This window comes from Flavobacterium endoglycinae, from assembly GCF_017352115.1.
In the GTDB taxonomy this organism is placed as follows: domain Bacteria; phylum Bacteroidota; class Bacteroidia; order Flavobacteriales; family Flavobacteriaceae; genus Flavobacterium; species Flavobacterium endoglycinae.
The window spans coordinates 186598-212326 of record NZ_CP071448.1; the positions used below are offsets into that span (position 1 = coordinate 186598).

At 35.3% G+C, this 25729-nt stretch carries 22 protein-coding genes; 16 read left to right on the forward strand and 6 right to left on the reverse strand.

The features are described from left to right. The first annotated feature begins 34 nt into the window (after positions 1–34). The gene (locus J0383_RS00770; protein ID WP_239023204.1) at positions 35–1525 is read left to right on the forward strand and encodes a hypothetical protein; all 1491 of its coding nucleotides are present in this window, start codon (positions 35–37) and stop codon (positions 1523–1525) included. A gap of 115 nt (positions 1526–1640) precedes the next feature. Here J0383_RS00770 and J0383_RS00775 read toward each other — a convergent pair whose 3' ends face one another. Beyond that, positions 1641–3503 carry a TonB-dependent receptor plug domain-containing protein gene (locus J0383_RS00775; protein ID WP_207296554.1) on the reverse strand — a complete coding sequence of 621 codons (1863 nt, stop codon included), beginning with the start codon at positions 3501–3503 and terminating at the stop codon, positions 1641–1643. A 68-nt stretch (positions 3504–3571) separates the two neighbouring features. Between J0383_RS00775 and J0383_RS00780 the strand changes: the two genes are divergently transcribed. The 3 genes from J0383_RS00780 to ligD all read left to right on the forward strand — a co-directional run bounded on the left by J0383_RS00780 (position 3572) and on the right by ligD (position 8321). Continuing rightward, positions 3572–5056 (forward strand): aminotransferase-like domain-containing protein, encoded by a 1485-nt coding sequence (locus tag J0383_RS00780; protein ID WP_207296555.1) that lies wholly within the window; start codon positions 3572–3574, stop codon positions 5054–5056. A 206-nt stretch (positions 5057–5262) separates the two neighbouring features. Further along, positions 5263–5706: a hypothetical protein gene (locus J0383_RS00785; RefSeq protein ID WP_207296556.1), complete on the forward strand. Its 444-nt coding sequence runs from the start codon at positions 5263–5265 to the stop codon at positions 5704–5706. A 26-nt stretch (positions 5707–5732) separates the two neighbouring features. Further along, on the forward strand, positions 5733–8321 hold the full coding sequence (ligD, locus tag J0383_RS00790) for a DNA ligase D (protein ID WP_207296557.1): 2589 nt from the start codon (positions 5733–5735) through the stop codon (positions 8319–8321). Here ligD and ku read toward each other — a convergent pair. The 4 genes from ku to J0383_RS00810 form a co-directional block, all read right to left on the reverse strand. Further along, complete coding sequence (ku, locus tag J0383_RS00795; protein WP_207296558.1) at positions 8318–9097, reverse strand: non-homologous end joining protein Ku; 780 nt, start codon at positions 9095–9097, stop codon at positions 8318–8320. The genes ligD and ku overlap by 4 nt on opposite strands. Before the next feature lie 247 nt (positions 9098–9344). After that, positions 9345–10574 (reverse strand): PQQ-dependent sugar dehydrogenase, encoded by a 1230-nt coding sequence (locus tag J0383_RS00800; RefSeq protein ID WP_207296559.1) that lies wholly within the window; start codon positions 10572–10574, stop codon positions 9345–9347. Between the two features lie 164 nt (positions 10575–10738). Beyond that, complete coding sequence (locus tag J0383_RS00805; RefSeq protein ID WP_207296560.1) at positions 10739–11125, reverse strand: DoxX family protein; 387 nt, start codon at positions 11123–11125, stop codon at positions 10739–10741. A 143-nt stretch (positions 11126–11268) separates the two neighbouring features. Further along, on the reverse strand, positions 11269–12282 hold the full coding sequence (locus tag J0383_RS00810) for a zinc-binding alcohol dehydrogenase family protein (protein WP_207296561.1): 1014 nt from the start codon (positions 12280–12282) through the stop codon (positions 11269–11271). A 279-nt stretch (positions 12283–12561) separates the two neighbouring features. Between J0383_RS00810 and J0383_RS00815 the strand changes: the two genes are divergently transcribed. From J0383_RS00815 to J0383_RS00860, 10 genes are all read left to right on the forward strand, one after another. Beyond that, on the forward strand, positions 12562–13116 hold the full coding sequence (locus J0383_RS00815) for a GNAT family N-acetyltransferase (RefSeq protein WP_207296562.1): 555 nt from the start codon (positions 12562–12564) through the stop codon (positions 13114–13116). A 98-nt stretch (positions 13117–13214) separates the two neighbouring features. Next, positions 13215–14084 (forward strand): helix-turn-helix domain-containing protein, encoded by an 870-nt coding sequence (locus J0383_RS00820; protein WP_207296563.1) that lies wholly within the window; start codon positions 13215–13217, stop codon positions 14082–14084. Between the two features lie 75 nt (positions 14085–14159). Beyond that, positions 14160–14573, forward strand: coding sequence for an OsmC family protein (locus J0383_RS00825; protein ID WP_207296564.1), 414 nt, complete (start codon positions 14160–14162; stop codon positions 14571–14573). A 32-nt stretch (positions 14574–14605) separates the two neighbouring features. Continuing rightward, complete coding sequence (locus tag J0383_RS00830) at positions 14606–15655, forward strand: alpha/beta hydrolase (protein ID WP_207296565.1); 1050 nt, start codon at positions 14606–14608, stop codon at positions 15653–15655. Between the two features lie 370 nt (positions 15656–16025). Further along, the gene (locus J0383_RS00835) at positions 16026–16460 is read left to right on the forward strand and encodes a DoxX family membrane protein (protein ID WP_207296566.1); all 435 of its coding nucleotides are present in this window, start codon (positions 16026–16028) and stop codon (positions 16458–16460) included. Between the two features lie 258 nt (positions 16461–16718). Beyond that, positions 16719–17555, forward strand: coding sequence for a sulfite exporter TauE/SafE family protein (locus J0383_RS00840; protein ID WP_207296567.1), 837 nt, complete (start codon positions 16719–16721; stop codon positions 17553–17555). After that, a complete protein-coding gene (locus J0383_RS00845) occupies positions 17542–17949 on the forward strand; it encodes a DUF1634 domain-containing protein (RefSeq protein WP_207296568.1) in 408 nt (135 codons plus the stop codon). Before J0383_RS00840 ends, J0383_RS00845 begins: the two co-directional genes overlap by 14 nt. A 116-nt stretch (positions 17950–18065) precedes the next feature. Next, on the forward strand, positions 18066–19088 hold the full coding sequence (locus J0383_RS00850; protein ID WP_207296569.1) for an LLM class flavin-dependent oxidoreductase: 1023 nt from the start codon (positions 18066–18068) through the stop codon (positions 19086–19088). A gap of 222 nt (positions 19089–19310) precedes the next feature. Then, positions 19311–20591, forward strand: coding sequence for an acetyl-CoA C-acetyltransferase (locus J0383_RS00855; protein ID WP_207296570.1), 1281 nt, complete (start codon positions 19311–19313; stop codon positions 20589–20591). A gap of 1 nt (position 20592) precedes the next feature. Continuing rightward, a complete protein-coding gene (locus tag J0383_RS00860) occupies positions 20593–21330 on the forward strand; it encodes a hypothetical protein (protein ID WP_207296571.1) in 738 nt (245 codons plus the stop codon). Positions 21331–21383: 53 nt separating this feature from the next. Here J0383_RS00860 and J0383_RS00865 read toward each other — a convergent pair whose 3' ends face one another. Then, positions 21384–21995 (reverse strand): FMN-dependent NADH-azoreductase, encoded by a 612-nt coding sequence (locus J0383_RS00865; RefSeq protein ID WP_207296572.1) that lies wholly within the window; start codon positions 21993–21995, stop codon positions 21384–21386. A 108-nt stretch (positions 21996–22103) separates the two neighbouring features. Here J0383_RS00865 and J0383_RS00870 point away from each other — a divergent pair, with 108 nt between their 5' ends. Together J0383_RS00870 and J0383_RS00875 are read left to right on the forward strand one after the other, a co-directional pair. Further along, complete coding sequence (locus tag J0383_RS00870) at positions 22104–22484, forward strand: winged helix-turn-helix transcriptional regulator (protein WP_239023206.1); 381 nt, start codon at positions 22104–22106, stop codon at positions 22482–22484. Positions 22485–22770: 286 nt separating this feature from the next. Continuing rightward, positions 22771–25689 carry a PQQ-dependent sugar dehydrogenase gene (locus J0383_RS00875; RefSeq protein ID WP_207296573.1) on the forward strand — a complete coding sequence of 973 codons (2919 nt, stop codon included), beginning with the start codon at positions 22771–22773 and terminating at the stop codon, positions 25687–25689. Positions 25690–25729 lie beyond the last annotated feature (40 nt).

A 25729-nucleotide genomic window follows, 5' to 3' on the forward strand; every position in this document is an offset into this window, starting at 1 on the left:
ACCTTAATCGACCTATTAACTAATATTAAAAGCTATGATAAACCAGTATATACCTAAAGACTTCAAAACATTCCTAGCATTCTTTTTCATTCTTTTTTCATTTGCATCTCATGCACAAATCGGAATTGGAACTGTAACTCCAAATGCAAGTTCTGTATTGGATATTACTTCTACTACACAAGGAATGCTTACACCACGTATGACCACGGTTCAAAGAACTGCAATTGCTACTCCTGCAGACGGATTATTAGTTTATGATACCGATTTAAAAGCTTTTTATTTCTACTCCTCAGGAACCTCTTCATGGGTGGCCATTAACAGCGGTGTTAGTCCTAGATTAAATTTTAAACGTATTAAAAGTACTGATAATTTAGCCGTAGTTCTAGCAGCAGAATTGGCGGCGGGCGGAGGATCAAAATATGTTCTGAATACCAATACACTGTATGAAATAAACGGTACCATCGTTTTTAACTTTCCAATAGATCTAAATAACGCTTATATACAAGGTCTTGACCCAAATGAGGATGTAATTTTTAGAGCTACCGGAAACATTTTTGAAGGTTCAACGGGCGGAGGTATTAAATCAGTTACGCTTCGTGCTGCAACAGGAAGCGTTTTTAACCTTAGCGGTGCAGCAACAGAAAACCTGATTTTTAGAGATTCTGTTGTAGCCAATTCAGCCAGTGTGGGAACCGTTTCTGGATTTGGTTTGGTATTTCTAAGTATTATTCAATATACCGGAAACACAAATGGTATTACGTATAATAATATCACACAATTACTCTTAAGCAATTTAGGCTGGTTCAGTAATAATACCGGAACTTACGAAAAATTAACCGGAACTTTTACATTAGTAGAAAAACAAGGAGGTTTCAGCCAAGTTGACGGTACAGCAATTGGTTTTGATGTTTCTACCAGCGGATTAAGCATTACCGGAGATGCTGTTCTGGAATCAGTAGTTTTTACAGGTTCAAATACAGCTGGATATGTAAAAGGATACACCACAGGATCATATACAGGGTTTAATTTCAACAACAGCTGGAATGTTAGATCTGCTGGAATCCCAACCGAAAGTGATGCCAGTGCGACAGGAGATTTCGCAATGGACTATCCTGTTGGTAATGGACTTTCAGTTGCTTTCAACACTGCCAATCCTAGTGATATCGTAAAAGTAGGAAGCGGAACACCTACTACCACGTATTCTAATTTATTTAGATTTACAACTGATGCAGCAAACAGGCTTAAATATCTAGGAAAAAAGAAACGAATCTTCCAAATTACAGGATCTATCTCTTTTCAAGTACCTGCAGCGGGAACCTATATCATTTATATTGCTAAAAACGGAAGTGTTTTAAGCCAGTATAAAATATATGGACGAGGTCAGGCAGTCAATGATATTGTCGTTTTACCTTTAAATGCAGGAACTGAAATGGTTAATGGAGATTATATTGAAGTGTATGCACAGAGATATACCGGAACCACAGGAGCGATTGTAGTTCCTAACATGACGATTACTATCAAATAAACGTATAAAACGCTATAAAAACAAAAGGCTCAATTCATACGAATTGAGCCTTTTAAATTTTCCCAAAAAAATGATACAATTCTTCTTTTCAGAAATATTTACTGAAAAGCTGGTCTTAAAAAGTGACAAACTTTGCGCCTAAACTAAACCATCTTGAAGGAAGCGGAATTACTCCTACTTCATAATAAGTGGCATTGAATATATTTTGAGCGTCTAAGAAGATTGTAAATTTCTTGATGGACTGGCTTACTCTAAAATCATTAATCCAGTAAGATGGTCCGGTAATTCTCTCATTAAAACGAGTAGCAAACAATATTGATAAATCTCTGTATTGGTAATCAATTGTATTTGTTACTTGATGTTTTAAAGACGAAATCAAATATTTTGAATAAATCTCTGTACGAGAGCTTTTAAAATCCGAATCTAAATACGAATATCCTAAATTGATATTCAATCTTGAATCTCTTGAAAAATCAATTCTGTATGTCCCACGAAGATTGATTCCGTTTGTGCTTAAATCTCCGGTATTCTGGCTCTGCCATGGCACTGTTGTGAGATTACGCATCCAGTCGATATAATTGGTAATTTTTCTATAAAAATAATTCGCATTAAAAGTAAATGTCTTTTTATTGTATTTAAATCCAATTTCGCTCTGAAAAGCATTTTCAGAATCCAAATTAGCATTTCCAATGTTTCCGGTTTGTTTTAAATACAAATCCGTAAAAGATGGAATTCTCTGGCTTGTTCCTACATTTCCAATAATTTTAAACGAATCTGTGATTTCATAACTAGCATCGATTCCCGGATAAATCTGCCATTTGTAATCCGAATTATAATTTAAATAAGTTCCCAGATTAATATTTAATCTTTCGAAGAAACTTGTTCTGTATTCCGCATACAACCCTACGTTTTCTCGGTCATGATCGCCAATATTCGACGAATGAATATCTTCGTTTCTAAACTCTGCACCAAAACCAATTTCACCTTTAGACAACTTCACTGTTGAGTTCAATTCAGCTGCAATCGAATTGGTGTAATGCTGGCTTCTTCCCACATTTAAATTAGAATTACCTAAATAACGGTAATCATCATAATTGTAACGGTAACTTACTCTCGGCATAATTTTCCAGCTGTCTGTAATAGAATGTCTCGATTGTAAATTCGCAAAAGTAGTTTGCACTCTTTCTGTAGAGTTTTTATCACCCGGCGCCGCATAAAAAGCATTCGCACCAAAACCATTATTAATATAACCTGCAGATCCTAAAATTTCATTAGAATCATTAAGCTGTACATTTCCCTGATAGAATATCTTATTGTTTTCAAAAGCCGTATTGTAGCGGTATCCGTTGCTTTTATCATGAGAAGCAAAAATAGAATGCTGTTGTTTTTCTTTCCCTAAAACTGCTCCTGCCTGAACGCCTGTTCCGTAAAAAGTATCTCCGTTTCCTTCTGTATTCTTTTCAAAATTAGAACCGGCATACGTACTTACTAAAATTCCAGAATCGGTAGGCTTTTTGGTAATGATATTAATTGCTCCCGTTAAACTGTTGATTCCGAAAGTTCTTGCTGCTGGTCCGCGAAGGATTTCAATTCTTTCGATCACTTCTACTGGCAGCGGCAGGTTCAGCATATTGTGCGCTGTCTGCGAATCGATTACTTTAGCTCCGTTTAAAAGAACAACAGTTTGCTCAAAACTTCCTCCGTCTACGCTTATATCGGCTTGACTTCCAAAAGGTCCTCTTTGTCTAATATCTACTCCGTTTGCATATTGCAATACTTCCTGAAGCGTTCTTCCCGGCAGTTTTTTAATATCGGCACTCGAAATCACATATACATTTCGGTTTTGTTTTGAAATTGGCGTACTGAAACGGTTTTCATTAATTATAACTTCATCCATTTCGGTAATGGAATCTCTTTTGGTCTGTGCGTAAAAATTAGTACAAATCACTGTTAAAACAGCAATATAGATTTTTTTCATCTTGGTTATTGTTTTTTTGGCAAAAGTAGTACCTTGCCGTACTAATCAAGTATACCAGTTTTATAATTATGGATAGTCCGGTTGAAATTCCTTTTAAAAGCTTTATTCAGCTTAAGCCAGAAGAAAACACTGCTCTTTACCTACAGATCGTTTTTGAGTTTATAAAGGCTATACAAACCGGATTTTTACCCGAAGGAACCAAACTTCCCGGAACCCGTATTTTATGCAAAGTACTAGCCGTCAATCGAAATACTCTAATCAAAGCTTTTCAGGATTTGGAATCACAAGGCTGGATTGAAACGCTTCCCAACAAAGGAACTTTTATTTTATCGCAGCAAAAGCAAAAAAATAAAACCGATTTTATGGCAGCAAAAGAAATTACGGCAGAAACCAATATTGGCTTCAGCTTTCAGCGTTCCACTATTCTTGAAAATCCAACCGAAATAAGCAATCTCCCGTATCAATTCAATGACGGAATGCCTGATTTACGTTTAATGCAGACCGATGTTCTGGCAAGATTATATGTTTCGAAATTAAAAAGACGAAAAACATTCAAAGCGTATGAACAGATACAGCTTCGCTCGCATTTAAATTTTAAAACGCATTTTTCGAATTATCTCAATCTTACACGCGGTATTCGCATTTCGACATCAAATCTTCTTACGACCAGCAGCCACGAAATTGCTTTGTATCTTGTGACCAAAGTGCTTATTGCACCCGTCGACAAAGTAGTTGTAGCTTCTCCGGGCTATTATATGTCAAATATGACTTTAACCAATACTGGAGCACAGATTATTTCTATTCCTGTTAATGAAGACGGAATCGACACCAAACGTTTAAAAGAAATCTGCGAAACTTCTGTTATTCGGGTTTTATACCTCACTTCGAGTTACCATTATCCCACCACCATTCCGCTCAGCGCTAAAAAACGAATGGAAGTTCTGGAACTTGCAAATCAATACGGATTTGTAATTTTAGAAGACGATTATGATTTTGATTTTCATTACGATAATAATCCCGTTTTGCCTTTAGCCGCTTTCGATTCTAACCAGAAAGTGGTTTATATTGGTTCTTTTGGGAAATCGCTTCCTTCGGGTTTCAGTTACGGTTTTGTCGCGGCACCTTCTGAATTTATTAAAGAACTCGAAAAACATCAAAACATTCTCGAACCTGGAATCGACGTCTTAAAAGAACAAGTTTTAACCGAATGGATTACCGAAGGAGAAGTGCATCGTCTTTCTAAAAAAAACAAAAAAATCTACAAAGAGCGCCGTGACCAGTTTATATCCATTCTCAACGAAAAACTAAACGGCAGTATTACCTTTAAAATTCCACCACGCGGACTGGCAATCTGGGTCGAATGGCTGGATCATTTCAATCTGATTACGTTTCAAAAAGAATGTTCAGACAAAGGTTTGTTTTTGCCTAAAACCATATTGTATCAAACCAAAAATCTTACTGCCACTCGTTTAGGTTTCGGACATTTAGAAAAAGAAGAAATGGAAAAAGCGATTTCTATTCTAAAAGAATGTCTTGAAATAATCACACACTAAGAAACTTGTTTAGTAATTTTTTTTTTAACACATAGAAACATAGTATAGTTTAAAACTTAAAGGATGTTCGATGATTCTATATCTTAAAATTAAATTTGTTGAGTTTATATACTGATAATTATATAATTACAAAATCCAATAGTATAAAGTAAACCAACCTTACTGAATTAACTTTGACTTAGAGTTAATTCAAAAAAAGGCATTTTATGAATTTATATACTATTATACAGCTAATTATAGTTTCAATCGGTGCTACAACGGCTATGACTTTGTTTAGTTATGCAATGTCTAAAAGCTTTAGAGAATTGTATAAAGAACCGGTTTTACTTGGCTATGTTCTAAAGAAAACTCATATAAGCCTTTCCGAAAAATCTCAAAAAACTTGGGGGTGGTTGATACATTACATTATAGGTTTTCTATTTGTTGTGGGATATCACATAGTATGGGCTAAAGATATTGTACCAATTTCACCATTAGGTGCTATCCTTCTGGGAGTTATCAGCGGTGTAATTGGTATAATCAGCTGGGTATTTATGTTTAAATTAACCTCGCAGCAACCCCCAATTGACTTTAACGGTTATTATATTCAGCTGTTCTTTGCCCATATTATTTTTGCTATTGTAGCCACTTTGCTCTACACTCTATTCTAGTAACGTTTTTAATACGAATTCAGCTTATGTCACTGTCTAAATACCAACAAAAAAGAGATTTTAAACAAACCCGCGAACCAAAAGGGGAAATTGAGAAATCAGCAAACGAATTGATTTTTGTGGTGCAGAAACACGCCGCATCGCATCTTCATTACGATTTTAGGTTAGAAATGGATGGTGTACTTAAAAGCTGGGCTGTGCCAAAAGGACCGTCAATGGATCCAGAAGTAAAACGTCTGGCTATGATGGTAGAAGATCATCCGTACAGTTATAAAGATTTTGAAGGCACGATTCCTGAAGGAAATTATGGTGCCGGAAATGTGATTGTTTGGGATAATGGAACGTATACTTCTGATGAAAAAACGGCTTCAGACGAAAAGCAGTTATTAAGCGATTTAAAAAAAGGGCGTCTGAGTTTTATTCTAAAAGGAAAAAAACTTAAAGGCGAATTTTCATTGGTCAAACTTCATGGAAAACAGGAAAATGCGTGGCTTTTGATTAAAAAAGACGATAAATACGCTGATTCGGATATTGATATTTTAGAAAAAGACAAATCCGTTATTTCGAAAAGAAGTCTGGAACAATTGGAAGAAAAATCCAAAAAAGCAGCTTCAAAAGCCGAAAAAACTACCGCAAAACCAGTTGAAACAACATCTGCTAAAACAAAGACCAGCAAAAAATCTGAAAAAGCCGAATTTTTAAAACCCATGCTTGCTTCTGTAAAAGAAAAACCTTTTGACGATGAAGAATGGATTTTTGAAAAGAAATATGATGGCTATCGAACTATTGCCGTTATTAATCGGCATGAAGTAGAATTATTGAGCAGAAATGAAATTTCATTTAATGCGAATTTCAAGCCCATTGCCGAAGAATTAAAAAAATTAGATCATACCGTAGTTCTGGACGGTGAGGTTGTAGTAGAAAATGATGCCGGAAGAGCCGATTTTCAACTCCTTCAAAACTATATGAAAACTGGAATTGGAAACTTAAAATATTACGTTTTTGATTTACTCAATTTAGACGGAAATATCATAACCGAATTGTCGCTTTTAGAACGAAAAGAACTCCTGAAGATTCTTTTTAATAAATACGATTTTTCGAATATTCATTATTCTGAACACACGATTGGCGACGGTATTAAACAGTTTGAAAAAGCCGCTAAAAACAAAACCGAAGGAATTATTGCTAAAAAAGCCGACAGCACTTACACCGTTAATAGAAGAAGCAGCAATTGGGTGAAAATAAAAACAGCCAACGAAGAAGAAGCCATTATTATTGGAATTACAGAACCTAAAAATTCCCGAAAATATTTTGGCGCCATTCTGCTTGGACAATATGATGGCAAAACGCTAACATATATTGGAAAATGCGGTACGGGATTTACAGAAACTGTTCTTAAAGACCTTTACACGCAGCTTAAACCGTATTTTATAGATAAATCTCCGCTTAACGAAAAAGTACCTTTACGCGATAAAATTCAATGGGTTAAACCGAAAGTCGTTTGCCAAGTGAAATTTTCAGAATGGACACAAGACCAGAATTTAAGACATCCGGTTTATCTCGGAATCCGAATTGATAAAAAGGCAGAAGAAGTTTTTTTATCCTCTCCAAATCAAAACAAAACACAACTCAATCCTGAAGAAATGATAGATTTAAAAGACCATAAAACGGAAATCAAAACAGAAAATGATTATGATTTAAAAGTAGGAAAAACAGTTCTGCATCTTACCAATCAAAACAAAGTTTATTTTCCGAAGGACAATATTACCAAAGGCGACATTATTCACTATTATGATGAAGTTTCTTCGTTGATTCTGCCCTATTTAAAAGACCGTCCAGAATCGATGAACCGCTTTCCTAACGGAATTGACGGTCCTAGTTTTTATCAGAAAGACGTTGATGTCGATAAGATTCCGTCGTGGCTGAAAACCAAAAAAGTCTTTTCAGAATCGAATAATGCCAATATTGATTATTTGATCTGCAACAACAAAGAAACATTGCTTTATATGGCCAATTTAGGCTGTATAGAGATGAATCCGTGGAACTCTACTATCAAACATATTCACAATCCTGATTGGCTGGTTATTGATTTAGATCCTGCAGATGATGATTTTACAAAAGTTGTAAAAACAGCTCTTGTCGTTAAAGAAGTTTTAGACGAACTGGAAACCGAATGTTTATGCAAAACTTCTGGAGCTTCTGGACTTCACATTTACATTCCGCTTGGAGCGCAGTATGATTATGACTCTATTAAAATTTTAGGCGAATTAATTGCCCAGGAAGTCCAATCTCGAATTCCGGATATTACTTCGATTGAACGAAGCATTAAAAAGAGAAAAAACAAACTGTATATCGATTTTCTACAAAACCGTCGCGGACAAACTTTGGCAGCGCCTTATTCAGTGCGTCCAAAACCAGGTGCAACTGTTTCAACTCCGTTGGAATGGAGCGAGGTGAATGATAAACTGCATCCTTCTCAATTTACCATTAAAAATGTGCTGAAACGTTTTGAGAAAAAAGGCGATTTATGGACGCCTGTTTTATCAAAAGGTGCCAATATTAAAAAGATCATTCACAAATTAGAAGAAAATCAAAACGAATTAAAATCCAATTAAGAGGATTTTTTCTTTTTCGTTTCAAGACTAGCTTTTAACATCGACATTAAATCGTCGTTTTGTTTGTGAACAACTTTCATTTTTGGAGCTGCTTTTTGTGGTTTTCCTTTGGCTTTCTTTTTAATAATATTCAAAAGTTTAGCAGTATATTCGTCTTTAAAACCTGAAATATCAAATTTCTCAGTCAGCTGATCGATTAATTTTTCGGCCATATCCATTTCTTTAGTTGATTTTTTAGACATGGCAGGCAATTTTAATTCATCAGTTCCTCGAATTTCCTGTTCAAAACGGATTCTGTTTAAAACAATTACATTTTTATACGGTTTTAAAATCGCCAGACTTTCCTTGTTTCGCAATACAAATCGCGTAACCCCCACTTTTCCAGAAGCTTGCAACGCATCGCGCAATAAGCCATACGCATTCATAGCACCTTTGTCGGGTTCAAGGTAATATGGTTGTTCGTAGTAGATACTTTCGATTTCTTTTTCGAAAGCAAAACTTTCAATATCAATAGTTTTGGTTTTTATGGCATCTGCCGCTTCAAAATCAGAATCTTCCAGAATGACATATTTACCTTCTAAATTGTAGCCTTTTACGATATTGGCATAATCAACTTCTTTTCCTGTGTTTTCATTGACACGTTTGAATTTTATATTCGCATGGTCTTTTGCATCCAGCATATCCATATCAAGACTGCTCTCCTGCACTGCCGAAAACATTTTTATAGGAATATTAATTAATCCAAAACTTACTGAACCTGTCCAAATTGATCTCATATCTTTTTCATTTTAAATTACTTATAAAAATAAATCACATTAAGAGATTGTACTTTATAAGATCTTTGGAATGTTTTATAAAATAAGAATCAAACCAGGATCGTATTTTCATTTCAGTATAGATTTGTTTGAAGTATTTTTCAACTGCCTCAATTTCTTTTTTCTAAAGTGTTCTAAAGATAAGTAACCCTAAAATGAAAAATGGCGCAGTATTGCGCCATTTTTACGTATGTAGAAATTTCAAAATCTATTTTTTGTCGATTTTGTATAATCTTCCTTGATCGGTTACAGCATATAAAGCACCGTCTCCTCCTTGTGTAATATCTCTAAAACGCTGGCCTTCGCTGGCAAGAAGTCTTTCCTCACCTACTACTTTATTATCTCTAATAACCAGACGCGCAATGTGCATACCGCTAAGAGCACCAATGAAAAGGTTGTTTTCCCATTCAGGTACGCGATTACCACTGTAGAATGTCATTCCGCTTGGCGAAATAACTGGATCCCAGTAATAAACAGGCTGCTCCATTCCTTCTTTCTGCTGAATCGCATCACCAATTGGCTGTCCGCTGTATTCAATTCCATAGGTAATAGTCGGCCATCCGTAATTCGTTCCAGATTTTAAGCGGTTGATTTCGTCACCACCTCTTGGTCCGTGCTCACTTTCCCAGATTTCTTTTGTTACTGGGTGCATCGCTAATCCTTGTGGATTTCTATGTCCGTACGTAAAGATTTCAGGTAATGCTCCTGCCGTTGGAAAAGTTGGATTTCCAGATGCAGGCTGACCATCTTTTGTAATTTTTATTACTTTTCCAAGACTAGCTGTTAAAGATTGTGCTAAAGGTCTTGTTTGTAAAACCGAACGTTCTCCAGTACTTACTACTAAATTCCCGTTTTGGTCAAAAAGAATACGTCCGCCATAATGCAAATCACTTGGATTAGCGGGACTTGAACGATAAATTACAGTTGCATTTTCAATTGTTTTTTCGTTTGCTGCTAATTTACCTTTTGCTACAGAAGAAATATTACCACCCGCAACAGCTTCTGAGAAAACCCAGTAAATCATTCTGTTTGTTGCAAAATCAGGATCAAGACATAAACCTAATAAACCACCTTGATTCGCAGGATTAACAGCAGGAAGTCCTGTAATAGGTTCACTTACTACTCCGGCAGTTGTCACAATACGCATTGTTCCCGTTGTTTTTTGAGTCACTAAAAGACGACCGTCAGGAAGTACTTTAACGCCCCACGGACTTGTTAATGCAGAAGTTATAATTTCAGCTTTATATTCGGTATTAGTGGTCATACCATTAATTCTGGTTTGTCCGGTAAATGCAGGTTTGTATTGTGTATTTGCCTGACCATTCTCAACTGGATTGGTTACAGTACCTCCACCGTTTTCTGGATCTTTATCGTCACTTGAACAGCTAAAAGCCAGTAAGGCGCTCGAAAGAATGAAAATGTACTTTAATTTTTTCATAGCATTTATTATTTAATTTGGATTTATTCTAACAAATATCTAACTATTAAAACGGAAAAAAATTACATAATTTAAGGAAAGACTTACAGAATTATATCTCTTACACTAAAAAAGCCCTAAATAATCCTATTTAGGGCTTTCAATTATGTTTAAATAGCTAAAGGTTAATCCCAAGTATTTGTTTTGGAAACCGAATATTTACCAGCTCCGGTAAAGAATAATGCGATCGCTCCAAACAGATAAAGCATTAGTAATTCGTTTGCATATCCGCCGTGATCACTAATTGAAAAAATGTCCTGAGCATGTGCCACCGCAACGGCAACAATACAAGTAATGGCTAAAAGAACGGAAGCAATTCTGGTTCTGAAACCTAAAAGAATTGCAATTGGTGCTAAAACTTCACCAATGTAAACAGCATATCCAAAAGCGCCCATATTCTCTACAAGAAAAGAAATACCATGCAGCAGTTTTGCTATACCGTGGAAAAGCATTAATCCACCAACGCTGATGCGTACCAGCAACAATCCAAGATCTGTGTTTTTTGAAATCATAACAATCGGGTTTAAGTTTATGTATAAATTTGGCCTATAAAGCGACTAAAATACATAAATTTAATTACGATACAATTAGATTATTTAAAATTATTCTAAATAATTAAATACAACCTATCACAGAGCAGTTTATTAAATTTAAATTAGAACTTAATCGCAATTTTTCCAATCGTTTTTCCAGATTCCAAAAGTTGATGTGCGCTTTTCAAATTGGCAGCTGTAAATCCGTTTAAGGTTTGATTTAAAGTCGTTTTTAAAACACCTTCGTCAAGTAAATCTGCTACTTTGGTTAAAATATAATGCTGCTCGATCATATCTTCGGTTTGAAACATCGAACGGGTGTACATCAATTCCCAAGAAAACGAAACGCTTTTACTTTTTAATTTTGTTAAAGCAACTGGTTCACTGCTTCCCGTAATCGAAGCGATATGTCCTTGAGGTTTAATTAATTCCACCATTGTATCCCAATAAATGTTGTTGTCTACAAAATCCAGAATATAATCTACATATTCAAAACCAGCTTCACGAACAGAGGAAATTAAATCTTTATGGTTTACCACAAAATCGGCTCCTTGTTTCTGGCACCATTCAACCGTTTCAGGACGAGATGCTGTTGCAATAACCTTTAAACCAGCGATTTTCTTTGCCAATTGAATGGCAATCGAGCCTACTCCGCCGGCACCGCCAATAATCAAAATTGATTTTCCTTTGTCTTTTTCGGCGCTAATTCTGATTCGGTCAAATAAAATTTCCCAAGCTGTTAAAGCAGTCAACGGAATTACCGCTGATTCTTCAATACTCAATGAACTTGGTTTTCTACCCACAATTCTTTCATCAATAATCTGATATTCGGCATTACTTCCTTGCTTGGTAATATCTCCGGCATAATAAACAGGATCGCCCACTTCAAATAAAGTTACTTTTTCGCCTACTGACTGAACAATTCCAACAGCATCCCAGCCTATGATTTTTGGAGTTTCCAGAACTGTGTCTTTTGCACTGCCCTGACGAATTTTAAAATCGACTGGATTTACTGAAACTGCATCAATTTTTACCAATAAATCGTGCGCGCCCGGCACTGGTTTTGAAGTTTCAAATTCAATAAAACTTTCCTGATTTTCTATGGGTAACGAGATTTTAAATCCTATAGCTTTCATATATGTATGTGTTTTTATTTTTAATAACAAAACAAAGATACAAGCTGTCCAAATTTTAAAAGTGGTATAATTCAGTACTATATCGGTACAAATTCGGCAGTTTGTTTTGTTTATTATCTACTTAAATATAATCTCGCAAAGACGCAAAGTCGCAAAGTTTTTTATTTACAACGCTCAAAAACTTTGCGACTTTGCGAGAACATTTAGCTTCGATATAAAAGCTTAAAATTATGCTAAACCAATATTTCTTTAAATTTGCAAAACAAAACTTCCAAAAGAATGATTATCAGAAAAGCCAAAAAATCAGACTCAGCCCAAATTGCGCCAATTCTATTACTTGCAATGGAAGATATCATTTATAAGTTTATTAAAAAAGAAGATTACGCTTCCGCGAAAGATTTCCTGCAGCACTTTATTGAGCAGGAAAACAATCAATATTCCTACCAAAACTGCTATGTCGCTGAAGCTGAGAATGAAATCATTGGTGCTGTAAACCTCTATAATGGTTCTGATTTAGAAGTATTACGAAATCCGATAATTGAATATGTCCGAAAAAATTTCAATCCCGATTTTGATCCTGAATTTGAAACCAGAGCTGGAGAATTTTATATTGACTCATTGGGCGTAAATCCCAATTATCAAGGAAAAGGAATTGGTTCAAAAATTTTGAGGTTTCTTATTGACGAATTCGTACATAAAAACAATCATGTTTTAGGATTATTGGTTGAAGAAGATAATCCGCTGGCCAAAAACTTGTATCTAAAAATAGGTTTTAAAGTGGTAGGCGAAAAAACATTAGTTGGAAAAAAACTAGAGCATCTACAGATAGCTTAAAAATAGAATCTTTTCGATTTTTATTCTGATAAAAAGATCTTAAAAAAAACAAAACAGACTAAAGTCTAATCCTTACATTTGATTTAAAATAAACGCTAATGAACCGCCAAGTATTCGAATCTAATTATAAAAAACTGGGATTTCTGATTTTAAATCAAGAAACAGTCGACGAAATTAATAGTGACGATTACAAAGCGTACATCAAAGTACTTTATTTACCAGAAGATTATCTGATTACGATTGACTTTAAACAATATCAAACCACAAGTCCTTCCCTTTTCTTTATCAACAGCAATCAATACCTTCAAATTACCAAAGAAGGAAAAAAGCAAGGTTATTTCATGTACTACAATCGTGATTTTTATTGCGTGCAGATTCATGATGCCGAAGTGGCTTGCGACGGATTATTATTCAATAATATTTTTGAAATGCCAATGACTGTTCTTCCTGAAAAAGAAGTTGTTTTTATAGAAGGCATTTACGATCAAATTCAAGAAGAATTTGTTTCGCCCGATTCCTCACAGGAAGAAATGATCCGAACGTATTTAAAACAGCTTATCATAAAAGCAACCCGAATCTGGAAAGTACAACAGCTGGGAGTTTTAAATGACGAACCTTCAAAAGAAGTGGATTTCTTCAGAGATTTCAGCCGATTGGTCGAAATTCATTTCAGAAGCAAACACACCGTCGCCGATTATGCCGAAATTCTAGGCGTTGCCCCCAAAACGCTTTCTAATAAATTTAATCGTTTAGAGCTTTCGCAGCCCAACGATATTATTAAAGACCGCATTATTCTGGAAGCAAAACGACTTTTGGGATATTCTTCTTTAAGTGTAAAAGAAATTGCTTACCAGCTTGGATACGAAGATCCGGCTTATTTTAACCGCCTTTTTACAAACAAAGTTGGCGACACTCCATCTAATTTCAAGAAAAAATACCTTCAAGGGAAAAATGTACAATTAGAATAGACTTTTGTCTATTTTTCAAGCCTTACTACCGCCATATCTTTGTCCTATCAAATTATAAATGATAAAACACTAGATATGAAACGTAAAGCACAAGCCGTTTGGAACGGTGACATCAAAACTGGAAAAGGAACTCTGACTACAGACAGTACGGTATTAAATCAAACTCAATATTCTTTCAACAGCCGTTTTGCCGATGGCATTGGAACAAATCCTGAAGAATTACTGGCAGCAGCACACGCCGGCTGTTTTACCATGAAACTAAGTCTAGATTTGGCGACAGCAGGATTTACTGCCGAAGAATTAACTACACAATCTACCATTACCTTAAACGAAGGGAAAATTACACAATCACTTTTAGTCTTAAACGCAAAAGTTCCCGGCATTTCTGAAGAAGAATTTTTAAAAATCGCAAAAGGTGCCGAAGAAACTTGTCCGGTAAGTCAGGCTTTTTCGTTTGAAATTGTATTGCAGGCAAACCTTATTAACTAAAAATCAAATAATTAAATTTAAAACATAACATCATGAAAACAATTAAATCAATTCAAAGAAGTATATTTATAGTAGCATTATTAACTTTAAATACCGTAATTATGGCACAAGAAAGACCTTTTAAAGGACAAAATGACCCAGAAATTTTTACAGAAGTAAGAAGCTTTTTAAATGCATTAAATTCAGGTGACGTAAAACCTCTTGAACAATTATCAGTTGCCGATGCTAGAAATGTTTTGGTTGGCGCACAAAAATCAGTGCAAGTAGATTATTCAGGTATTGAAGAATCTGAAAAAATAATTTCTCAAAATGGGTTAAAAGTAAAAATTCACATTACTAAACCAAAAGGCGCTAAAGCAAATGCACCTGTATTTATCTTTATTCACGGCGGAGGCTGGGTTTTAGGTGATTATCCAACTCACAGAAGATTAGTAAGAGATTTAGTCGTAGAAAGCGGTGCTGTAGCGGTTTTCCCAGATTATACTCCTTCTCCTGAAGCACAATATCCTGTTGCCATCAACGAGATTTATGCAGCAACTCAATGGGTAGCCGAAAATGGAAAAGAAATTGGTGTAGATGGTAAAAACCTTGCGGTAGTTGGAAACAGTGTAGGTGGTAATATGACGGCTGCTATTACTTTAATGGCAAAAGATAAAAAAGGACCTCATATTAAATTACAAGTTCTTTTATGGCCTGTAACCGATGCCAATTTTGAAACTGAATCTTATAATTTATATGCTAACGGACGTTTCTTAACTAAAAACATGATGAAATGGTTCTGGGATAATTATTTACCTGACACTGCAAAAAGAACCGAAAAATATGCTTCTCCTTTACAAGCAAGTTTAGCAGAATTAAAAGATTTACCTCCCGCTTTAGTGCAAACTGCTGAAAATGATGTTTTAAGAGACGAAGGTGAAGCGTATGCCAGAAAACTAAACGAAGCCGGAGTTCCTGTAACCTTAACTAGATACAACGGATTGATTCATGATTACGGACTTTTAAATCCAATTGCAAATGTTCCCGCTGTTCAAACAGCAGTACAGCAAGCAGCAATTGTAATTAAAACTACCTTGAAATAAAACTTTTTTCAGACAATCAAAAAGGGACGGATTTATCCGTCCCTTTTCTTTCCCAATATTTAAAATAGGATTCTACTTTTAAAAGAAGTTCGTCGCCATAAATTCTTATTTTGATACTTCCAAAAAAATAAAAAACAAAAAATCCAGTCACAAATGTAAGGCTTCGGGAAACAGTAAAAATCATTAGAAATAGTGATTTTTACTTAAGTCATTCCTTGTTTAAACTGCTTTTATAATCCAAATCCTATACATAAAACAATTTGAAGCTTATAATGTCGTTATTAAAAATACAATCCATTTTCCACTCGGTATAAATTGAATTTAAAGAGTGGGGAAAAATTAAATACCACTGAATAAATTACTTTACAGAATGAAAAACATAACCATATTAGAAGCAGGTTTAATTTTAAGAATCGTTTTAGGAATCACAATGCTCTCAGCCGTAGCTGACCGATTTGGAATTTGGGGCGCACCGGGATCTACAGGTGTTGCATGGGGAAACTGGGAAAATTTTGTAATCTACACACAAACTCTTAATTCTTTTGCTAACAAAGCAACCGCGGAAATTCTAGGAGGCATCGCTACTTTTTTTGAAGTTTTACTGAGTCTGCTATTATTATTGGGTTTCAAAACCAGAATCGCGGCTTTAGGAGCTACTATTTTAATGTTTCTTTTTGCATTCTCTATGGCCGTTTCCGTTTCGGTAAAAGCACCTCTTGATTACTCTGTTTGGACAAGTGCCGCAGCAGCTTTGTTACTGGCAAATATTGGAAAAACATCTTTTGCTGTTGATAATAGGATATAATTTTTAGTTTTCAGTCGCAGTATTCAGTTTTCAGTTTTTAGTCACAGTACGCAGTCGTGGTCTTTAAATCGAAATTAAAAATTTAATATTGAAAACTGTCACTGAAAACTGTCACTGAAAACTGAGACTGAATACTGAGACTGAATACTGAGACTAAAAAACCATAGTCATAAAAATTTTTAAGGTTTTATTAAGGTCATAATTTTTCTCAAAACAGATATGTATTCGTAAATTAGCCAATACAAAAACATATCTTAAATGACAGTACTTACTTTTACCCTGATTATGCTGCTTGGGGCTTGTTTAGCCGGTTTTATAGGTTCATTATCAGGTTTAGGAGGCGGAATTATCATTATTCCACTCCTTACTATTATTCTTGGTGTCGATATTCATTATGCCATTGGTGCAGCTTTAGTTTCAGTTATTGCGACTTCTTCGGGTTCTGCAGCTGCTTATGTAAAAGAAGGAATTACCAACATGAGACTTGGGATTTTCCTCGAAATCGCCACTACTATTGGAGCCGTTTGTGGTGCTTTACTTTCTACAATCGCTCCAACTTCATTCATCGCCGTTTTATTCGGACTTACGTTAATTTTTTCGGCTATTAATTCGCTTCGAAAGAAAGAAGAACATATTGTATTAGAATCGAGTCCGCTGGCCAAAAAGCTAAAACTTGAAGGCACTTACCCAACGCATGACGGCGAAGTTGTAAGCTACGGAACCAAAAATGTAATTGGCGGTTTTGGTATGATGGGAATTGCCGGTATGATGTCGGGTTTATTAGGAATTGGTTCAGGAGCTTTTAAAGTTATCGCAATGGATAATATTATGCGTATTCCGTTTAAAGTTTCTACCACTACGAGTAATTTCATGATGGGAGTTACCGCAATGGCGAGTTCTGTAATTTACATTCAAAAAGGATATATCGAACCTGGAATTTGTATGCCTGTTGTGATTGGTGTATTGTTTGGAGCTATGGCTGGAGCGAAAGTTTTGGTAAGAACCAATCCGAAAAAATTAAGAATCTTTTTCGCATGCCTGATTTTTGTATTGGCAGTTAACATGATTTATAATGGACTTAATGGAAAAATCTAATAGTATGCAGCACGAAAAATTTGGAGAAAAAGATTTTCAAACCATTATTGGAAACTTATTACGATACGGTGTCTGGATTTCATTATCTGTAGCTTTTATTGGCGGTATTATTTATTTAATGCACCACGGACAGGAAATTGAAGATTATTCTGTTTTTAAAGAAAATGACCGAAATATATTTGAAGTAATTTCAACCGTTATCAGCGGTGTAATTGATGGAAGCGGTGAATATTTGATTTTCTTCGGAATTATATTATTGTTTTTAACTCCTGTATTCAGGGTTTTGCTTTCCTTGTTTTCATTTATGCTTGAGAAAGATTACCTTTATGTGGTTATCACCATAATTGTAATCCTGATTATTATAACGAGTATTTCATTTGGTTTCTCACATTGATAATTTTAGATTTTAGATTGCGGATTTTAGATTGTAGATTTTGGAATTTGGAATTTAAAAAATTTGATATTGTCATTGAATTGTAATTCGGTATTTAAAAAATTGAAAATTTGATCATGGAAATAGGAATAGATAGTTTTGCTTCGGCAATGTATGGTGATAATAACACTTTGAGCAGTGTTGACGCAATGGAACAGCTTCTTCAAAGAATTGAATTTGCAGATCAATGCGGACTTGATGTTTTCGGAATTGGAGAACATCATAAAAAAGAATTTCTGGATTCGGCAACTGCTGTGATTTTAAGCGCGGCTGCGGCTAGAACCAAAAATATACGTTTGGCAAGTGCTGTAACCGTTTTAAGCGCAGCTGATCCAGTACGAGTATACCAAAGTTTTGCCACATTAGATTTAATTTCAAAAGGAAGAACCGAAATTGTTGTCGGACGTGGATCTGCAATCGCGGCCTATCCCCTTTTCGGATATGATCTTAAAGATTATGATGCGCTTTTCAAAGAAAAATTAGAACTGCTGTTGCAGATAAGAGATAACGAATTCATTACTTGGTATGGAAAATTTCGTCCAGAATTGAATAACCTTCCCGTTTATCCAAGAGCTTTACAGGAAAAAATGCCTATTTGGCTTGGAGTTGGCGGTACACCCGAATCGTTTATAAGAGCCGGAAGTTTAGGATTACCTCTAATGGTGGCTGTTATTGGCGGACAAACACATCGTTTTAAACCTTTAGTTGATTTATATCGTCAAGCAGGACAAGCCGCTGGTTTTAAACCGCACGAATTAAAAGTCGGATTACATTCGCCAGGATATGTAGCTGCTACAACCGAAAAAGCTGTTGAAGAATACTACCCAGGTTATGCGGAACTTTGGACTAAACTAGGTTATGAAAGAGGCTGGCCTCCAGTAACAAAAGGCAAATTTGATGGTTTAATTGATGATTTAGGGATTCTAATTGTGGGAAGTCCTGAAAGAGCAGCCGAAAAAATCCTGCGCCACAGCGAAGCCCTTGGTGGCGTCGACCGATTTACTTTCCAGATGGATAATGCTGGATTGACACATTCACAGTTAATGAATGCAATAGAACTGATCGGAACAAAATTAATTCCGTTGATTAAAAAAGGGTAAAATAGCGTTCAGCTTTAGCTGCCTAAATGAATCGAAAAGAAAAAGGCTTTAGCCAAACTGGTACTAGTTTGGTTAAAGCCTTTTTTAATTTTAATTTTAATTTTAATTTTTAGTGAAATTTCTATTTCAGAAACTAAAATATAACTTGTAAAAAGGCATAATAAAACCAAATCTGCTTACCTTTAACTTCGAATTTTTCAATCGAACCCAATCTAAAACAGTATGAATAACACACAAAACATCCGCAAAGTAGCTATTGTGGGCTATAACCGAATTCCATTTGCAAGAGCTAATACTGCCTATTCTAATGTTGGAAATCAGCAGATGATGATCGCCGCTTTAAACGGACTTATTGACAAATACAATTTAAAAGGACAATTGTTAGGTGAAGTTGCTGGAGGCGCTGTAATTAAACATACTTACGATAATAATTTAATACGAGAATGTGTAATGAAAACCACTCTTGATCCTGCTACTCCAGCCTGCGATTTACAGCAAGCTTGTGATACGGGAATTGAAAGTGCTATTTACATTGCCAACAAAATTGCTTTGGGACAAATAGATTCAGGAATTGCAGGAGGTGTCGATTCTATCAGTGATATGCCAATTGCTGTTAGTGAAAAACTGAGAAAAATTTTACTGGAAGCCCGACAAGCAAAATCATTAGGTGGAAAAATTAAAACATTTTTAAAACTTCGTCCAAAAGATTTATCGCCTTTAGTGCCTCGTAATGAAGAAACCCAAACGGGACTTTCGATGGGTGGACATACTGAAATCACTGCAAAATATTATAAAATTTCAAGAGAAGATCAAGATCAATTTGCTTTAAGAAGTCATTTAAATCTGGCAAAAGCGTATGATGAAGGCTTTCTAGATGACATGATCACACCATTTAACGGACTCGAAAAGGATAATAATTTAAGACGCGATAGTACTATTGAAAAACTAGCTAAATTAAAACCTGCTTTCGATAAAGTAAACGGAACGCTTACTGCAGGAAACTCTACTCCATTAACTGATGGCGCTTCGTGCGTACTTTTAGCCAGCGAAGAATGGGCGAAAGAACGCGGACTTCCTATTTTGGCTTATATCACTTTTGCCGAAATCGCAGCTATAGAATATGTCAAAAATCAGCAGAATCTTTTATTGGCTCCGCTATTTGCTGTGTCTAGAATGTTGGAAAAAGCCAATCTAAACCTTCAGGATTTCGATTATTATGAAATTCATGAAGCTTTTGCCGCACAAACTTTGGCCACTTTAAAAATCTGGGAAAGTCCTGAACTGAGTGCCGAAATAGGTTTAAAGAAAACTCTAGGCACAATTGATCGTGAAAAATTAAATGTAAAAGGAAGCAGTCTCGCAACGGCCCATCCATTTGCGGCAACTGGAGGCAGAATAATTGGTGTTATATCTAAACTTTTAAATCAGAAAGGTTCTGGCAGAGGTCTTATTTCAATTTGTGCTGCCGGCGGACAAGGTGTTACTATGATAATTGAAAAATAGAATGAATATTTTACAAAAAATTTTGGGAACAATTTTTCCCCCTTACAAATTCAGCGTTAAACGAAAAGAGCAAAAAATTCTTTTTAACGCCATAATAAATGCTTTACCAGAAGATTTTTCAAAAGATGTATCTTTAATAAAAACACAAACAAAAAATAGTACTTTTTTTGATTTCGGGAAATGGGATCTATTTCCTGAATTTCAATATGTTGTTATGTTTTATAAAAATGAAACCTACTACAAGTTTAAAAAAAGAGGAAACAATTTTAAAATTTCTGGTCTAAGGATATTTTCTAAATTAACGAACAAGTTTGAAGAAATTGAAATTTTGATTCAAGATAACCTAGTTTCTGGTTTAAAGATCCAGAATTCTCATTACCACTTAAATGAATTTAAATTATCGTCTATTGATAACACAAGCTTTTCAATTAGTCATTTTGAATTCCCGCCAAATGATATTGATTATTTCTATGATAATTTAGATAACCAGCTGAAAGAGAAATTAAATTATAATGAATTATTTGATATTGATTATAACGGCAGAACATTTTATGTTATTTATGATTTAGAAGACGGAAATTATATTGCAGTTGATAAAAATCACTCTGTATATTCTTTAGTTCATGATGCTAGACCTGCAATTCAGAAAATGAATACGACATTTCTACAAATTTTAAATGAAATTGAAACCAATCAATTCAATATAAATGATCATCTTGAGTCAAGATACAGAACATAAACCGTTTAAAACAAAAAAATCCCAGTTTTTAAAACTAGGATTTTTTATATCTATTAAAAAGCAAATTCTTCAACCGAAGATAATGCTTTTGGAAGCGCATTTTCGGCAAAATCAGGAATCGCAGTTCCTTCCACGCGGAATGTAGTTACATCAGTCATTCCTAGAAAACCTAAAACAGTTCGCAAATACGATTCCGAGAAATCGTAGCTTTTATACGGACCTTCAGAAAATATTGCTCCTGAAGCGATCGATAAATATACTTTTTTATCGGTTACTAATCCTTTTGGAGAACCATCGGCATAACTGAAAGTCTTTCCTGCTCTGGCAATCTGATCAATCCAGCCTTTTAAAACTGCTGGAATTCCGAAATTATATAACGGCACACCAATTACGATAACATCAGATTCTAATACATTTTTTATCGCTTCATCTGAATATTGAATAGCAGCTGTCTGCTCAGCAGTATGGTTTTCTTCTGGAGTATAAACGGCACTGATATGCAAATCTGTTAAATATGGCAGAGGTGTTTTAGAAAGATCAAGAGTTTGCACCACACTTTGGGGATCTGTTTCTTTCAGTTTTTCGATAACAGCATTCGACAACTGATTACTAAATGAAGTATCGCCTTTGGTGCTGGTTATTATTTGTAGAATTTTTTGGCTCATAATTTTATATTATTTGTTTTACGACACAAACTTATTTACATTTACTTTCCATTTTATAGTACTATCCTCAAGGATAGCGCTATCCTCTAAGATAGTAACGCAGAAAATATGAATACAGAAGAAGATTTACTAAACGAAATTGCAGTAAAAGAATGCAAACCAAAAGAATGTATGGCCGCTTTACTGCCAGTAAGAGATGCATTGGAGATTTTAAGCGGCAGATGGAAGCTTCCTATCCTGATTGCACTTTCGGAACGACCAAAACGGTTTAAGGAAATTTCAAAAGACATAAACGGAATCACTGATAAAATGCTATCCAAAGAATTGAAAGATCTCGAGATCAATAAACTCGTTACGAGAACCGTGTATGATACATTCCCTCCTACAGTTGAATATTCGAGAACTGAACATAGTAAATCACTAACGAATGTTATTATGGCCTTAAAAGACTGGGGAACTTTACACCGAAAAGAGATTATTGGGAAATAGTTTTTTTTAAAGTTGCGAAGTGGCTAAGATGCTAAGTTTTTCTTTGCTTTTGGAACGAAATTTTCCAAAAGAGACCCTGTAAACTGTTTAATCTTTTAAAATTTACATGAAACAGAAACTCTAATTAAACACTACAAAACCTTTACAAAAAACTTCTCATCCTGTAGTAGTGTTGCTCTAAGGAAGTTTCTCATCTTAATTAAAAAAGATAACACTTTAATTTTAACATATTATACAGAAAAAGATTAATTTTGATTACCCAAATCTTTAAAAATTCTGAATAATTATGAAAAAAAAACTACAATTTAATTTCAGGAAGACAAAATTAATTTACCTCACATTACTTCTGACTTTACTGATTTCATCACAATCTTACAGCCAGTACATTACTCAAAATCTTGCTCCAACTGCTGTAATTAAAGAAGGACTTGCCTTAGAACAATCATCAGACGGCAGAATTTTCATTGCAGAAAGAGGCGGTATTGTAAAAGTATTTCAAAACAATGCTGTTTCAACTGTATTTACCGTAAACACGGTTACGGATAATGAACAGGGATTATTGGGAATTACCCTTCACCCTGACTTCGCAACAAATGGTTACATCTATGTATTTTATTCCATTAATGATGGCACTGTAATCCGTCACCGAATTGAACGTGTTCAAATTGACAACACCAATCAGGTGGTAAGCAGACAGGAAATTTTGCTTTTAGAACCCATTGGAGGCGGCTTTCACAATGGCGGTGATTTAAAATTCTTTAACGGCTATTTATACGTTACTGTTGGAGATAGTCAGCAGAACACAAATGCGCAGGATTTAGACACGTACAAAGGAAAAATTCTTCGTATTACCGAAAACGGACTTCCTGCTCCTGGAAATCCCTATTACGGAAGCGGTTCTGTGCAAAGACAAAGCATCTGGGTGTATGGTTTTAGAAATCCGTGGAGATTGGTTGCCAATCCAAAAGCGAACAAATTATTTGTTTTGGATGTTGGAACTTCTTGGGAAGAAATAAACGAAATCAGCAATCCAACAATCCGTAATTATGCTTGGGGACATCCACAAGGAGGAGACGGAAAACAAACCGAAACCAATTTATTTACCAATCCTATCTTTACCTATGCAACAGGAAGTATTGGAAACGCTTTAACAAATGGTGTTTTGTACAATCCTGATGTTCCAAGATACCCAAACATGGATGGTAAATTTATAATTAAAGATTTTGTTCGAAATGCTATCAGATATTTTGATCCAAATATTGCAGATCCCGTTTCGACAGAATTTTACTCAGCTCCGCAGCAGCAAGCTTTAGGTATGATGTTAGGAAATGACGGCTATATCTACTATTGCGCTTATGGAAACAATGGTTCTTTAATCAAATTGGATTATATCGAAACTGCCGCTCCAACAATTGTAAATCATCCGCTTTCTCAAAGTATTATGGAAACCAATCCGGTAACTTTTACCGTTTCGGCAAGCGGAACTGGTCTTACTTACCAATGGTTGTTTAATAATAACCCAATTAATGGTGCGACGGGAGCAAGTTATACTATTGCTAATGTAACCAATGCAAATGCCGGCGATTATAAAGTTGTGGTGACTAATACAGCTGGAAACATTACCAGTAATCCAGCAACGTTAACGGTTACACCATTTAGCAATAAACCAACAGTATCAATCGTTTCACCGCTTCCAAGTTTAAAATGGAATGCTGATGATTTAGTACATTTTGAAGCTACCGCTACCGATGTTGAAGACGGAACTTTACCTGCAAGTGCTTTTTCATGGAGTATCGATCTTTTCCACGAAGACATTCCGGGAGCAGGACATTCGCATCCAGGTGCAAGTCCGCAAGGTGTGAAATCAGGAGATTTTACCGCTTCTAATCAAGGAGAAAAAACACCAAATGTCTGGTACCGATTTACTATAAAAGTAACGGACAGTAACGGATTAACAGCAACAGATTTCGTAGATATTAAACCGAATTTGGTTGATGTTACAGTGACTAGCTCGCCGGTTCCGCTTAATTTAGAATTCAATCAAAAACCTGTTACAGCACCTTCAACCAAACAAGTAGTTGCTAATGCAGCTTTACAAACTTTAAATGCGCCAACTCCGCAATATATTGACAATATTCGTTATGATTTTGATCACTGGAGTCAAGGCGGAATGGCCAATCAAACCTTTAAAGCTCCTGCAGCCGGAACCATAACGTATACTGCTTTTTACAACGCAACGACCTTACAAAATGCACCTTATCAAGGATTAGTTGCTCAAATTCCGGGAATTATAGAAGCTGAAAATTACGATGTTGGTCCGGGAGCATTTCTAGACAAAAACGGTGGTGGTGACACAGCTTACAGACCTGGCGACGGCGTAGGAACTGAAGCCTGCAGTGAAGGCGGATTTAACTTGGCTTATGTTGCCAAAGACGAATGGTTAAAATACACTGCCAGAGTAAATACAACTGGAAATTACACAATTAATTTACGTATTTCAACTCCATACAACACGCGTAAACTGCATTTAGAAGTTGATGGAGTAAATGTAACCGGAATCCTAAACATTCCAAATACGGGAGGATTTCAGGCATGGCAGACCGTTGCTGTTCCTAATATTCCTTTAACGCAGGGCGATCATGTTATTACCTTGTATTTTGATGAAAACGACATCAACATTAATAAAATGGAATTTGTGTTATCAGGAAACAATACTGCTCCTGTTGCCGATTTCGAATTTAGTCCACAAACAGGATGTATTAATGCTGATGTAGTATTTACTTCAGTTTCTGTTGGTACAGTAGACAGTTATACATGGGATTTTGGTACAGATGCACACCCTGAGACTGCAACTGGAGCAGGACCACACACGGTAATGTTTTCTACGGAAGGCACTAGAGAAGTTTCTTTAACAGTGACCAATTCTAACGGAAGCAATACTAAAAAGGTGAATTTTACGGTAAACAATTGTAATCTGGGCATCGAAAATCCGAATGGAGAATCGAGTAAAATCATTGTGTATCCAAATCCATCAAAAGGAATATTCCACTTGTCTAAAGAGCAAAAATGGACGATTTATTCTGTTTTGGGAGCAAAAATTAAAGAAGGTTCAGGAAATATCATTTCAATTTCTGAACAGGCTGCTGGAGTTTATTTCTTAAAAATAGACGGAAGCAGCAAAGCAATCCCAATTAGTAAACATTAAAGTTTCAATCCAATCAATAAAAAAACTCGCTAAATTGTTT

What these genes read in the sequence shown, in the direction of transcription:
- J0383_RS00825 (WP_207296564.1), top strand. Translation starts at nt 14,160, where the DNA reads ATGAAACGTAAAGCACAAGCCGTTTGGAACGGTGACATCAAAACTGGA.
- ligD (WP_207296557.1), top strand. Translation starts at nt 5,733, where the DNA reads ATGTCACTGTCTAAATACCAACAAAAAAGAGATTTTAAACAAACCCGC.
- ku (WP_207296558.1), bottom strand. Translation starts at nt 9,097, where the DNA reads ATGAGATCAATTTGGACAGGTTCAGTAAGTTTTGGATTAATTAATATT.
- J0383_RS00860 (WP_207296571.1), top strand. Translation starts at nt 20,593, where the DNA reads ATGAATATTTTACAAAAAATTTTGGGAACAATTTTTCCCCCTTACAAA.
- J0383_RS00850 (WP_207296569.1), top strand. Translation starts at nt 18,066, where the DNA reads ATGGAAATAGGAATAGATAGTTTTGCTTCGGCAATGTATGGTGATAAT.
- J0383_RS00770 (WP_239023204.1), top strand. Translation starts at nt 35, where the DNA reads ATGATAAACCAGTATATACCTAAAGACTTCAAAACATTCCTAGCATTC.
- J0383_RS00865 (WP_207296572.1), bottom strand. Translation starts at nt 21,995, where the DNA reads ATGAGCCAAAAAATTCTACAAATAATAACCAGCACCAAAGGCGATACT.
- J0383_RS00785 (WP_207296556.1), top strand. Translation starts at nt 5,263, where the DNA reads ATGAATTTATATACTATTATACAGCTAATTATAGTTTCAATCGGTGCT.
- J0383_RS00820 (WP_207296563.1), top strand. Translation starts at nt 13,215, where the DNA reads ATGAACCGCCAAGTATTCGAATCTAATTATAAAAAACTGGGATTTCTG.
- J0383_RS00875 (WP_207296573.1), top strand. Translation starts at nt 22,771, where the DNA reads ATGAAAAAAAAACTACAATTTAATTTCAGGAAGACAAAATTAATTTAC.
- J0383_RS00780 (WP_207296555.1), top strand. Translation starts at nt 3,572, where the DNA reads ATGGATAGTCCGGTTGAAATTCCTTTTAAAAGCTTTATTCAGCTTAAG.
- J0383_RS00845 (WP_207296568.1), top strand. Translation starts at nt 17,542, where the DNA reads ATGGAAAAATCTAATAGTATGCAGCACGAAAAATTTGGAGAAAAAGAT.
- J0383_RS00870 (WP_239023206.1), top strand. Translation starts at nt 22,104, where the DNA reads ATGAATACAGAAGAAGATTTACTAAACGAAATTGCAGTAAAAGAATGC.
- J0383_RS00815 (WP_207296562.1), top strand. Translation starts at nt 12,562, where the DNA reads ATGATTATCAGAAAAGCCAAAAAATCAGACTCAGCCCAAATTGCGCCA.
- J0383_RS00830 (WP_207296565.1), top strand. Translation starts at nt 14,606, where the DNA reads ATGAAAACAATTAAATCAATTCAAAGAAGTATATTTATAGTAGCATTA.
- J0383_RS00805 (WP_207296560.1), bottom strand. Translation starts at nt 11,125, where the DNA reads ATGATTTCAAAAAACACAGATCTTGGATTGTTGCTGGTACGCATCAGC.
- J0383_RS00775 (WP_207296554.1), bottom strand. Translation starts at nt 3,503, where the DNA reads ATGAAAAAAATCTATATTGCTGTTTTAACAGTGATTTGTACTAATTTT.
- J0383_RS00835 (WP_207296566.1), top strand. Translation starts at nt 16,026, where the DNA reads ATGAAAAACATAACCATATTAGAAGCAGGTTTAATTTTAAGAATCGTT.
- J0383_RS00800 (WP_207296559.1), bottom strand. Translation starts at nt 10,574, where the DNA reads ATGAAAAAATTAAAGTACATTTTCATTCTTTCGAGCGCCTTACTGGCT.
- J0383_RS00855 (WP_207296570.1), top strand. Translation starts at nt 19,311, where the DNA reads ATGAATAACACACAAAACATCCGCAAAGTAGCTATTGTGGGCTATAAC.
- J0383_RS00840 (WP_207296567.1), top strand. Translation starts at nt 16,719, where the DNA reads ATGACAGTACTTACTTTTACCCTGATTATGCTGCTTGGGGCTTGTTTA.
- J0383_RS00810 (WP_207296561.1), bottom strand. Translation starts at nt 12,282, where the DNA reads ATGAAAGCTATAGGATTTAAAATCTCGTTACCCATAGAAAATCAGGAA.